General features: G+C 69.4%; 11 protein-coding genes. 2 read left to right on the top strand and 9 right to left on the bottom strand.

Annotation, left to right across the window (positions count from 1 at the left end):
• Position 1: 1 nt before the first annotated feature.
• The 5 genes from HPY32_RS00615 to HPY32_RS00595 all read right to left on the bottom strand — a co-directional run bounded on the left by HPY32_RS00615 (position 2) and on the right by HPY32_RS00595 (position 5573).
• The gene (locus HPY32_RS00615) at positions 2-1501 is read right to left on the bottom strand and encodes a CoA-acylating methylmalonate-semialdehyde dehydrogenase (protein WP_067585464.1); all 1500 of its coding nucleotides are present in this window, start codon (positions 1499-1501) and stop codon (positions 2-4) included.
• Positions 1502-1639: 138 nt separating this feature from the next.
• Entirely contained in the window at positions 1640-2656 is a 1017-nt protein-coding gene (locus HPY32_RS00610; protein WP_067581968.1) for a hypothetical protein, read from the bottom strand.
• A gap of 24 nt (positions 2657-2680) precedes the next feature.
• On the bottom strand, positions 2681-3517 hold the full coding sequence (locus HPY32_RS00605) for a hypothetical protein (RefSeq protein ID WP_228785974.1): 837 nt from the start codon (positions 3515-3517) through the stop codon (positions 2681-2683).
• The gene (locus tag HPY32_RS00600) at positions 3514-4527 is read right to left on the bottom strand and encodes a hypothetical protein (RefSeq protein ID WP_082870880.1); all 1014 of its coding nucleotides are present in this window, start codon (positions 4525-4527) and stop codon (positions 3514-3516) included. The genes HPY32_RS00605 and HPY32_RS00600 overlap by 4 nt, the downstream gene beginning before the upstream one ends.
• Positions 4527-5573, bottom strand: a complete 1047-nt coding sequence (locus tag HPY32_RS00595) for a hypothetical protein (protein ID WP_067581966.1) — start codon at positions 5571-5573, stop codon at positions 4527-4529. The genes HPY32_RS00600 and HPY32_RS00595 overlap by 1 nt, the downstream gene beginning before the upstream one ends.
• Before the next feature lie 202 nt (positions 5574-5775).
• On the opposite strand from HPY32_RS00595, the gene icmF reads away from it, so the two are divergent.
• Both icmF and HPY32_RS00585 read left to right on the top strand, forming a co-directional pair.
• Positions 5776-8985 carry a fused isobutyryl-CoA mutase/GTPase IcmF gene (icmF, locus tag HPY32_RS00590; protein WP_067581963.1) on the top strand — a complete coding sequence of 1070 codons (3210 nt, stop codon included), beginning with the start codon at positions 5776-5778 and terminating at the stop codon, positions 8983-8985.
• Between the two features lie 65 nt (positions 8986-9050).
• Entirely contained in the window at positions 9051-10136 is a 1086-nt protein-coding gene (locus HPY32_RS00585) for an amidohydrolase family protein (protein WP_067581960.1), read from the top strand.
• Between the two features lie 139 nt (positions 10137-10275).
• Here HPY32_RS00585 and HPY32_RS00580 read toward each other — a convergent pair whose 3' ends face one another.
• From HPY32_RS00580 to HPY32_RS00565, 4 genes are all read right to left on the bottom strand, one after another.
• Positions 10276-10677, bottom strand: coding sequence for a hypothetical protein (locus HPY32_RS00580; RefSeq protein WP_067581957.1), 402 nt, complete (start codon positions 10675-10677; stop codon positions 10276-10278).
• Positions 10678-10800: 123 nt separating this feature from the next.
• Positions 10801-11055, bottom strand: coding sequence for a PIN domain-containing protein (locus HPY32_RS00575; RefSeq protein ID WP_197696388.1), 255 nt, complete (start codon positions 11053-11055; stop codon positions 10801-10803).
• Between the two features lie 146 nt (positions 11056-11201).
• Positions 11202-11429: a type II toxin-antitoxin system VapB family antitoxin gene (locus HPY32_RS00570; RefSeq protein ID WP_067581955.1), complete on the bottom strand. Its 228-nt coding sequence runs from the start codon at positions 11427-11429 to the stop codon at positions 11202-11204.
• A gap of 23 nt (positions 11430-11452) precedes the next feature.
• Positions 11453-12262 (bottom strand): helical backbone metal receptor, encoded by an 810-nt coding sequence (locus HPY32_RS00565; RefSeq protein ID WP_067581954.1) that lies wholly within the window; start codon positions 12260-12262, stop codon positions 11453-11455.
• Between the last annotated feature and the right edge of the window lie 10 nt (positions 12263-12272).

Genomic DNA, 12272 nt, shown 5'->3' with positions numbered 1-12272 from the left:
GTCAGTCCATGGTCGGGATGACGAAGTGGTTGCTCTCCTTGACGCCGGAGGGCCACCGCTGGGTCACCGTCTTGGTCTTGGTGTAGAAGCGGATCGAGTCCGGGCCGTGCTGGTTGAGATCGCCGAAGCCGGACCGCTTCCAGCCGCCGAAGGTGTGGTACGCGATCGGCACCGGGATGGGCACGTTGATGCCGACCATGCCGACCTGCACCCGGGCCGCGAAGTCGCGGGCGGTGTCGCCGTCGCGGGTGAAGATGGCGACGCCGTTGCCGTACTCGTGGTCGTTCGGCAGGCGCAGCGCCTCGTCGTAGTCCTTGGCGCGCACCACGGTCAGCACCGGGCCGAAGATCTCCTCCCGGTAGATCCGCATCTCGGGGGTCACCCTGTCGAACAGCGTTGCGCCGACGAAGAATCCGTCCTCGGCGCCCTCGACCCGCAGGCCGCGGCCGTCGACCACCAACTCAGCGCCCTCGTCGACGCCGACCTGGATGTAGGAGTTCACCCGGTCCACGCCGTCGCGGCCGACCAGCGGGCCGAAATCCACGCCGGGAGCGTCGGAACGGCCGACATTGAGCTTGTGCACGCGCTCGGTCAGCTTGGCCACCAGGCGATCCGCGGTCTCCTCGCCGACCGGCACCGCCACCGAGATGGCCATGCAGCGTTCGCCCGCGGAACCGTAACCGGCGCCGACCAATTGGTCGGCCACATCGTCGAGGTCGGCGTCGGGCATGACGATCGCGTGGTTCTTGGCGCCGCCGAAGCACTGGGCGCGCTTGCCGTGCGCGGTCGCCGTCTCGTAGATGTACTGGGCGATCGGGGTCGAACCGACGAAGCCGACCGCCTGGACGCGCGGATCGGTGAGCAGCGCGTCCACCGCCACCTTGTCGCCGTTGACCACGTTGAACACACCCGGGGGGAGACCCGCCTCCAGGAACAACTCGGCCAGCCGCAGCGGCACCGAGGGATCGCGCTCGGACGGCTTGAGCACCACCGCGTTTCCGCACGCCAGCGCCGGACCGGCCTGCCACAGCGGGATCATGGCCGGGAAGTTGAACGGGGTGATGGCCGCGACCACGCCCAGTGGCTGCCGCATGGAGTACACGTCGATGCCGGTACCGGCCGCCTCGGTGTACTCGCCCTTGAGCAGATGCGGTATGCCCGTGGCGAATTCGACCACTTCGAGGCCGCGCTGGATATCGCCCTTGGCATCGGGAATCGTCTTGCCGTGCTCGGCCGACAGCAGCGCCGCCAGCGAATCCATCTCGTCCTGAACCAGGGCCAGGAACCGCATCAGCACCCGGGCCCGCTTCTGCGGGTTGAGCGCGGCCCACTCCCGCTGCGCCGCAGCGGCATTCGCGACGACCTCGGCAACCTCGGCGCCGCTGGCCAGCGGCACCCGCGCCTGCACCCGCCCGGAGTTGGGATCGTAGACGTCGCCGAAGACGCCCGAAGCCCCCGCGACGCGCTGCCCGCCGATGAAGTGTGTGAGTTCTCGAACCATGTCGCTGCTGACCTCGATGCTCGACTGCGGCGGCGTGGTGACCACGCTCGATTTACGGTCATCCTATAGTTGGATGTCCAAGTAAATCCAGAGCCATCCGGAAGTGTGGCATTCCTCACTTCCGGACGTAACGCCAGGTCAGGGCCGCGGGCCGAGTTCGACGACGGCGCCCGGGTGAGCCAGCGAGGGGACGCGGATCGGGCCGCCCTCGGCCTGATCGATGAGCTGGCCCTGCCAGGCCACGAAGCAGGAGGCGATCTCGGAGTTGTAGGCGCGGTCCAGGATGGGAGCGAGCTGCCGGGCGACCTTACCCTCGGCCGCGATGAGCTGGCTGCGGTAGGGGCCGTAGTAGGGCAGGATCGCCTGTAGCACAACGGCTTCCACGCCTTGTACCCGGGTGATCACCGGGTCGATCTGCGGCTGATAGTGCGCGATCACCGGGGCGATCTCGGCCAGCACCGGACCGGCCAGCCGCAGGATCGGCTGGTACACCGAGCCGAGCGCGAACGCCTCCGAGGAGAAGGGACCCGCCAGCGGCGCCAGCCCGATGAGCGAGGCCAGTCCGCCCTGCTGCTTCGGCGCGGGCCAGCCCAGCGGGCAGGCCGGTTGGGTGTTCACGGGGGCGGTGGCAAAGGGGCTGTCGGCCAAGGGAACCGAGGCCGCCGGGGCGTCCCCTGTCGCGCCCGTGGCGAGGGGAACCGAATCGGTTGCGCCGGGGGCCGTGCCCGGCACCGCACCGGAATTCGCGCCCGGTGCGGTGTTCAGAGGGACCGAGGCCGCCGGTCCGGTGCCGAGCGGTACGGCAGCGGGGGCAGTACCGGCGGCAGCCGGGGCGGGTGCAGCGCCAGCTGGGGCAGAACCGACCGCAGCGGAGGCCGGTGCAGCACCAGCCGAGGCAGAACCGACCGCAGCGGGGGCCGGTCCAGCATCAGCCGGGGCAGCATCGGTGGAGGCGGGTGCTCCTGTCTCCGAAGGGGTTTCGGAGGTTGGTGTCACCGCGGCGGTGGGCTGGTCCTGGGTTACCACCACGGAGGTGACCTGGTCGCGCTCCCGTACGGAGAGGGCGGTGATCGCCACCGCACTGCCCACGACGGTGACCGCGGCCACCACGCGGATGGCACCGGCCAATCCGGGCCTGATCGAGCGAGGGGACATCGGATGGTTCTCCTTCGATTTTCGCTATTTGGCCGGAGCCGCAGGGGTTTTCGGGGCGGCGTCGGCGGGCTCGAATACGCCCTCCAGGTGCCAGACGCCGGTGAAGCCGTTGAACGGGCCGCCGACGATCAGGCTGGTCCACTGCAAAGTGAACTTCCGGGTCTTCGGGTCGTAGTGCCCGGTGGCCGAGGGGCCCTGGGCGGCATCGGCTTTCGGTTGGTCGAACCACTTCTGCGCCACCCAGTCCCAGACCTTCTGCACCTGCTCGACCCCGGCCACCCGGGCGTCCTGCCGCTCCGGCGGTTTGGGCGCGCCCTGGTTGAACTCCTGGTCGTTCCACGAGGCCGCCCACGAGGACAGGTCGGCGGTCAGGGCGCCGCCCTTGTTCACCACGGTCGGCGGCGGCACGGTGCGCCGGGTCTGCGGATCCACCGGATTCGTGGAGATCCCGAACTCCACAGCGAAGAACCTGGTCGGCTTGGTAATCGAGGCCGCGAGCGAATTCCCCTGGGCGAAGCCGGGATTCGGCTCGCTCTGGAAGCCGCCGGTACGCAGCCCACCGGCGGTGCCCGGCTCCAGCAGGGTGGTCGCCCCGGCCTGCGCCGGGGAGTCGCCATTGGGCATGTACGGCCCGCGATCGGGCGTGCCACCGGGTTGCACCATGCGGAACCAGGTGCCCGACACGGTGTCGCCCCGCACGGAACCCGGTGTGAACCTGAGCAATCCGATCAGCGGCTCGGGGCCGACGGCCGACGGCGAGCCGGATCCGGAACTAGAGCATCCGGCGAGCGCCGATGCCATCGTCGCGAGCACGACCATGCCGGTCGCGAGCGCGCGCACCCGTATTCTGTTGCCGATCATGGCCTTTCGCCTCCCGACTCGGACGAACGAGGACGCACACCGGCCGCCGCTACAACCAGCACGATCGCCCCGGGCACGAGGTAGAACCAGCCCAGTGCCCGGAAGGCTCCGAAGCCGAGCGGCCGGGTGATGTCGTTCAGCGCGACGACCGCGTCGAAGTCGCGAACCTCGTCGTTCATCGCCCCGATGAGGGCCGCGAAGCGGGAAGTCATCGGCTGCCAGCGAGATTCGAGGGCGGTGATGCCGGTCAGGTCGGCCTGCGGATGGGCCGCGCGGACCTCGGCGGTGTACCGGCTGTTCAGCTCGCCGTCCGCGGCCACCAGCGTCACGAAATAGCCCTGCACCCTGCGGACCTCGTCGTGGGTGAGGATGGGCCGGAAGCCGTCGATCAGCGGCTGCCCGGCCGACGCCGCCGAGAACAGGCCGCCCGCAAGGGGAATCGCGATCAGCGCGGCCCCGGCCAGGCCCGCCACCGAGGCCCACGCCACCGCGCCGCGGCCCGATGCCGCCCGCCGGTACCCGAAGACCCCGGCGGCGACGAGGACGAGCCCCGGCAGCGCCAGCAACCAGGGCAACGCACCGAGCGGCGGCAGATCGGCCAGGCGCCGGTAGTTGCCGCGATTCGCATCGATCGCGTCGACCATGCCGGAGATGTCGGAGCGAATGTCCGGATAGTCGTGCACGAATCGGTCGATGCGCTCGTATCGGCCCGGCTCGAGGCCCTGCGCCCGCAGGGTGAGCAGATTCGTGCGCGCGTCGTCGAGCACCCGCAGATCGCCACGGTAGGCATCGATGCTCGAACCGGTCACGTACGGCCCGAAGGCCGCGATCATGGCCTGCCCCTTGGCCGCTCGCGGGAACATGCCGGTGATCAGCGGCGCCACGATCAGCGCCAGGCCGAGCACCGTCACGATCACGAAGGGCCACCGCGGTTTCGGCGGCGGCGCGGTCTCGATAGTCGAGACGAACTCCGAATACGCCGGGAGACCGGACAATTGGCCGGTCGCCATCAGGACCGCTTCCGGCCCGCGATGGCATCGGCCTTCACGAAAACGCCCGCCGCCACGATCGCCACCAGCACCAGAGCGGGGATCACCCAGACCGGAACATGCTGGCGCGCGGGCAGATCGACGGTTCGGGTCGCCAAAACGGGGTCGCCGTGGGCGATCTGCTGGGCGGAGGCCACGGAAGCGCTACCGGGCCGAGTGGAGGCCGCAGGAGCGCCACCGGACTGTGTGGCGGCGGCCGAGGCAGCGCCGGGCTGGCCGGGAGCCGCCGGAGCAACACCGGGTTGCGCGGCGGCAGGTACGGGCGGCGCGGGTGCGGCGGCCGCCGGGGCGGGCGGGGCCGGGGCGATGGGCGCGGCCGCCGGAGCCACCGGCCCACCGCGGTACCGACCCGCCAGATGCCACAGCCCGGTGAAGTTGTTGAACGGGCCCCCGACAATTTGGCTCGTCCACTCGATGACGAAATTGCCCGCGCCGTCGATACTTCCGTGCACCGGGCTGGTCTTGCCCGGCAGTCCGCCGCCGGGCTTCGGCGAGCCCTGGTTGAACACCTGGTTGTTCCAGGTGACACCGAGGCTGCTCAGGTCGCCGGACAACTGCCCGCCGGAATTGGAGATCTCCGGTCGCCCGGTCCCCGAGCCGGTCTGCGGATCGGTCGGATTGGTGGCGGTGGCGAAGTCGACGCCGTAGAAGCGGACCGGCGTGGTGACCCGGCCCGAGCGGGCATTGCCCGCGGCATCGAAGGCGGCGTCCGGCTGCGGCTGATAGCTGCCGCTCACCAACCCGCCGTCGGTACCCGCCGACAGCGGCGTCACCGTCTGGTCGCTGCAGTGCGAATCGCTGTTCTGCAGGTACGGTCCACCGGCATCGCCGGTCGGCAGGATCATGCGGAAGAAGCTGCCGGTCACCGCGCCGTTGGCGCACACGCCGGGCGCCAGCGCGAACAGGCCGTTCAGCGGCGTCGGCTCCGCCTGCGCGACCGGCGCCGCCAGCAGCGCGACACCGAGCGCGGCGGCCACGCCACTGTGCCGGAAAAAAGTCGGGCCCATGGTTCGTCCTCCGGATTCACGCCGCTGACTTGGGTGTTTGCGGCAGCGAATCGATCGCAACTCGAGTCCGCCCCGATGTCGCGAGTTGCGGTCACCCTGAGTCGAACCCCGGGGGCCATGGCACGGTGGCCGACATCACAGTACAGTTGCTTTGACGTCCTACTATCGGGACGCCAAGAGCTGCTCGGTTGTGGAGGCTGTCATGCCCGACCTGCATGTTCCGGTTCATCCGGTGCGTTTCGTGACCTCGGCCGCGCTGTTCGACGGGCACGACGCGGCGATCAATATCATGCGGCGGATTCTGCAGTCGCAGGGCGCGGAGGTGATCCATCTCGGTCACAACCGGGCCGTGCACGAGGTCGTCGACGCGGTGCTCACCGAGGACGTGCAGGGCGTGGCGGTGAGCTCGTATCAGGGCGGGCACGTCGAGTACTTCGAATATCTGGCGGCGGCGCTGCGCGAGGCGGGAGCCGGGCACGTGCGGATCTTCGGGGGCGGCGGCGGCGTGATCGTGGCCGAGGAGATCGCGCGGCTGGCCGAATCCGGCGTGCGGATCTTCTCCCCCGAGGACGGCCAGCGGCTCGGGCTGCCGGGCATGATCAACGAGCTGATCCGCGACTGCGATGTCGACCTGTCGACCGCACCCGCGCCGGTGGAGGCCGTGCTGGCCGGGGAGCGAAAGGCATTGGCGCGCACCATCACCTGCCTGCAGCAGGACACGCTACCGCAGGCCGACCGGGATGCGCTGGCGGCCGCCGCGGCCGGGCGGGTCGCGCCGGTGCTGGGCATCACGGGCACCGGCGGTTCCGGAAAGTCCTCGCTCACCGACGAACTCGTGCGCCGGTTGCGTTCGGACCAGCAGGACAAGCTGCGGGTGGCGATCCTCGCGGCGGATCCGACCCGGCGGCGCGGCGGCGGCGCGCTGCTCGGCGACCGCATCCGGATGAATTCGCTGGACGGCGACCACATCTACTTCCGGTCTCTGGCCACCCGGGGCGCCCGCGAGCTGCCGACCAATATCGACGCGATGATTCTCGCCTGCAAGGCAGCGGGTTACGACCTGGTCATCCTGGAGACGCCCGGCATCGGCCAGGGCGACGCGGCGATCGTGGACCACGTCGACGTGTCGCTGTACGTGATGACGCCCGAGTTCGGCGCCGCCTCCCAGCTCGAGAAGATCGATATGCTGGATTACGCGGATGTGGTGGCGATCAACAAGTTCGAGCGGCGCGGGGCCGCCGACGCGCTGCGCGACGTGTCCCGGCAGCTGGTGCGCAACCGGGAGGCATTCGGGGCCGCGCCCGAGGACATGCCGGTCTTCGGCACCAGCGCGGCCACCTTCAACGACGACGGCGTGACCGCGCTGTATCAGCACCTGACCGCCCGGCTCGGCGAGCGGGGCCTGGTGCTGGAACCCGGCGTGCTGCCCCGAGTCGAGACCCGGGCGTCGACCCGGTTCGCACAGGTCATTCCGCCCGCCCGGGTCCGCTACCTCGCCGAGATCGCGGAGACGGTCCGCGCCTACCATGCCGAGACCGCCCGGGAAATCGTTGCCGCGCAACGCGTTCAACGCTTCGAGCAGGTGCTCGACGAATTGCCCGGAAACGGCGAGGTGGCCGATCTGCTGGCGCGGGCGCGCAAGGAGCTGAGCCCGCAAAGCGCTGCCCTGCTGGCGGATTGGCCCGCCGTCGCGGAGTCCTATCGGGGCGAGGAGCAGGTGGTGCGGGTGCGCGATCGGGAGTTGCGCACCGCGCTGCGGCGAGTCTCGTTGTCGGGCAGCTCTATTTCGCGCGTGGCGCTGCCGCGGTACACCGATCACGGTGAGCTGCTGCGGTTTCTGCGTGCGGAGAATCTGCCGGGCCGATTCCCGTTCACGGCCGGGGTTTTCGCGTTCAAGCGCGACAACGAGGATCCGGCGCGCATGTTCGCCGGGGAGGGCGACCCGTTCCGCACCAATCGCCGGTTCAAGGTGCTCTCCGAGCACGCCGACGCGAAACGCCTGTCCACGGCCTTCGATTCGGTGACGCTCTACGGCCACGACCCGGCCGAGCGGCCCGACATCTACGGCAAGGTCGGCACCTCCGGGGTGTCCATCGCGACGCTGGACGATATGACCGCGCTGTACGACGGTTTCGACCTCACCGCGCCCACCACCTCGGTGTCGATGACCATCAACGGCCCCGCGCCGACCATTCTCGCGTTCTTCCTCAACACCGCGATCGACCAAGCGCTGCACCGCTTCTCGGCGGCCGAGGGGCGCGAGCCGAGCCCGGCGGAGGCCGCCGAGATCCGGGCGACGACGCTGGCGACCGTGCGCGGCACCGTGCAGGCCGACATCCTCAAGGAGGACCAGGGCCAGAACACCTGCATCTTCTCCACCGAATTCAGCCTGCGCATGATGTCCGACATCCAGGAATGGTTCGTGCGCAACGGGGTTCGCAACTTCTATTCGGTGTCCATCTCCGGCTACCACATCGCGGAGGCGGGGGCGAACCCGATCAGCCAGCTGGCGTTCACCCTCGCCAACGGATTCACCTATGTGGAGGCGTATCTCGCGCGCGGAATGCGCATCGACGACTTCGCGCCGAACCTGTCGTTCTTCTTCTCCAACGGCATGGATCCGGAGTATTCGGTGATCGGGCGGGTGGCCCGGCGCATCTGGGCGATCACGTTGCGCGACAAGTACGGCGCAGGCGAGCGCGCGCAGAAGCTCAAGTACCACATCCAGACCTCCGGGCGCTCCCTGCACGCACAGGAGATGAGCTTCAACGACATTCGCACCACGCTGCAGGCGCTGATCGCGATCTACGACAACTGCAACAGCCTGCACACCAACGCCTACGACGAGGCGGTCACCACGCCCACCGAGGAATCGGTGCGCCGCGCCCTGGCCATCCAGTTGATCATCAACAAGGAGTGGGGGCTGGCGATGAACGAGAATCCGCTGCAGGGCAGCTTCATCATCGACGAGCTCACCGATCTGGTCGAGGAGGCGGTGCTCGCCGAGTTCGACCGGATCTCCGAGCGCGGCGGCGTGCTCGGCGCCATGGAGACCGGCTACCAGCGCGGCCGCATCCAGGACGAGTCGATGCTGTACGAGGGGCGCAAGCACGACGGCTCGCTCCCGATCGTCGGCGTGAACACCTTCCGCAACCCGCACGGCGAACCACACCACGTGCTGGAGCTGGCCCGCGCCACCGAGAACGAGAAGCAGTCCCAGCTCGACCGCACCCGCGCCTTCCGGCATCGCCATCGCGACGAGGCGCACGCCGCCCTGGCCCGCCTGGAGGCCGCCGCCCGCTCCGACGACAATGTCTTCGAGGTGCTCATGGACGCCGCGCGCGTCTGCACCCTGCAGCAGATCACCGACACCTTCTTCGCCGTCGGTGGCCAGTACCGCCGCAACGTCTGATGGTCGCGCCCCGTTCCGTGTGACAATCGGCCTCGGCACCGAGCGATCGTCGCGGAAGGGGCAGCATGGACCTCGCGGGAATCAGTGTGGTGGATGCGCATGTGCATCAGTGGGACCCGATCGGGACGCCACGGGTGTTCAGCCGGGAGGCGCGATTGCTGCGGTACCTACCGATATCGGCGGATCTGCTGACGCGGCTGATGCCGCGCCGGGACCGGTTCTTCGTCGGGCTTCCGGACGCCTACCTGCGGCCGTACCTGCCCGCCGACTACCGCGACGACGCGGCGGGCGTTCCGGTGGAGGCGCTGGTGCACATGGAGGTCGAGTGGGCGAGCCGCCGACCGACCGGCGCGGCGGACGAGACACGATGGGTGGCGAGCCTTCCGCTCGGTGTCGACACGCCCGCGCTCGGTGCGATCATCGGCCGCGGCGATCCGGCGGAGGAGAATTTCGCGGACCTGATCGACGCCCATCAGGCGGCCTCGCCGCTGTTCCGGGGCATTCGCACCGCGGTCGCGCATCACCCGGATCCGGGGGTGCGTTCGTTCTTCCCGGCCGAGGGGGCGCTCGCCCGCAAGGCGTTCCTGGACGGGTTCGCGGTGCTGGCCGAGCGCGGTCTGTCGTTCGAGGCGTGGGTGTATTCGCAGCAACTGCCCGAGGTCACCGCGCTGGCCCGCCGCTACCCCGAGGTGACCATCGTGCTGAACCACCTCGGCATGCCCGCGGGCATCGCCGGGCCGGTGGGTCGGCACACCGGCGCGAACCCTGGCCGCCGCCGCGAGCTGTTCGTGCAGTGGCGCGACGACATCGCCACTCTCGCAACGCATCCCAATGTGGTCGCCAAGGCGAGCGGGCTGGCCATGCCGGTGCTCGGCCACCCCGTCCCGCCCCGCGGCAACCCCACCCCCGTGGCGGTGCTGCTCGACCGCATGGCCCCGCTGCTGCACCACGCCTTCGACGTCTTCGGCGCGCAACGCCTGATCTGGGGCTCGAATTTCCCCGTGGACAAACCGATTACGAGCATCGAGCACAGCGCACAGGCCGTCGTTGAGGTACTCGCCGACCGAGACGGCAGCCCAACCGAACTGGAACAGATCTTCCGCACCAACGCCCAGCGCGTATACGCCCTCGACGCCGCCCTGTTCGCCTGATCCCGGCCAAAAGCATGCCGGGATGACGAGGGTGGCAGGCCGGATGATGAGAGCGACAGGCCGGGACGGCGGCAGCCGAGGGCACCGGACGGGTGCGGGGGCAGGACGGATGGTTGTTGGCGGTGTGGGGCAGGGGATTTCAGCGTTGCTTGCGGCGTAGGGCGAGGTACTCGAGGTCGGCGAAGATTGTGACCACGAGGGCGCCGATGAGTAGGAAGGCTATGCCCCAGCCGGTCAGGGGGATGAGCCCGGTGAATGCGAGGACCAGTAGGGCCAGGGCGGACAGGAGGTTGACTGCCACTACCGTGCGGGCCAGGCGGGTGGGGATGTCGGGGTAGCCCGCGATCAGCAGTAGGGCGGCGGCGCCGCCGAGCATGGCGATCCCGAACGGAATCGACCAGGCGAGGGGCAGGCCGAGCGGGTCGCGCAGGATCCGGCCCGCGGCCAGCAGCACCACACCGAAGGCGGCGGTGCTCCCTCCGTCGGTGCGCAGCACGGTGCGCAGGCTGAGGCCGGGGGCGATCGCGGTGACCGTGGCCATATCCGTCTCCTCTCGTCGAGCGTGGAACGTCGCTACCGACGCTGCCAGCCCGCGATCGCGCTCTCAATAACCCGGGAGGTCATGGCCACCGGCACGTGGCCGTGGTAGACGACCCGAGGAGGGCTACTCCGCTGCACCAGGGTGAATATCCTTGACATTGTGCTGCGCTAGGTCGGTCGCATGCCGAGCCAGGGTCCTGAAATCCGCATCGTCGTGCAACACGGTCAAGCCGTGATGAGCGGCTGTCGCGGCGATGATCAGATCCACCGCCGAGGCACTACGGTGCTCACCCGACCTCGACATCCGGTGCTGCACCGCGGCAATCCATCGACCCGCGTGTTTCGGGACGCCGACCTCCGGATAGAGGTCGGCGAACATCTCGGATATCTCGTCGAATTCGCGCGCAGTAGAGGAACTCCGCCCGTGGGGTAGGACGCCACGGTGTTCGCATCGATCGCATCGCGCCAATGTTCCACCCGCGCGGAATCAGCAGACGTACCAGCCCTGACGTATCGAGCAGTAGATCACCGCTCCCGCGCCGCCTTTTCCACGCGATGCAGCTTGTCGGCATCGTCGACCGCGCCCCACTTCTGCGCGCGATCGAAGTGGCGCGCCACTCGAGCGGCGCGCTCCTGCTGATCGGCGTAGTACCGCAGGGCGAGGTTGACGGCATCCTTCTTGGTGCGCACGCCGGACAACGCCATCGTCTGCCTCAGTGCCTCGTCGTCGAGGTCGATCTGCGTGACAGTCATAACGCACCCCTCATTTCCATCGATCACCGCGGAATTTCACCCGGTCGAGCCGCTGGTTGGTGGCGGGCGCGGGTCAGCTGATCGGTCAGGGTGGTGCGGGCGGTGAGTAGCGACGGGCCGTACCAGGTGAGGTCGCGGCCCGACACCAGTGCCACCGGGATGCCGGGGAAGGCTGCGGGGCCGTCGAATTCGGTGAATACGTACGGCTCGTCCGGGAGGACGGCTATCTCGACGCCCTCGACGAGTTCTCGTTCGGATACCTTCGGGTAGCGGTTGGGGCGATCGGCGTGTACCAGGCGTAAACCCAAGCGGCGGGCCAGGTCTCCGGTGAAGGTGTCGCGACCTACCACCATCCAGGGGTTGCGCCACACCGGAATCACCGCGCCCCGCAGCGGTTCCGGGGGCGGGGCGGCCCAGACCTGTTCGGCCGCAGGCAACCACGATGGCCGCTCGGTGCCGAGCGCCACCACGAACAGCCGCGTCAGCGCCGCGAACGCCTCGTCCAGGGTGCGAATCCTGGTGACCCACACCGGGATTCGTGCCGCGCGCAGCCGCTCGACATCGATGCGGCGATTCTCCTCCTGATTGCACACCACCAGATCCGGCGCCAGCTCCGCGATCCGCCGCAGGTCCGGATTCTTCGTCCCGCGCACCCGCGGCACCGCCAGCCCGGGCGGATGGGTGCACCAGTCCGTGGCCGCGATCAACAGTTCCGGGTGGGTGGCCGCGATGGCCTCGGTCAGCGAGGGAACCAGCGACACCACGCGCCGCACCGGACGCACCACCGGGACCTCGGCCCCGAGATCGTCCACCATCGGTTCCGATCCGGCCATGGCCCCCACT

The sequence above is a fragment of the Nocardia terpenica genome (assembly GCF_013186535.1).
Classification (GTDB): domain Bacteria; phylum Actinomycetota; class Actinomycetes; order Mycobacteriales; family Mycobacteriaceae; genus Nocardia; species Nocardia terpenica.
Note: the sequence above shows the minus strand (reverse complement) of the source record. Positions and strands in the feature narration are given on the sequence as shown.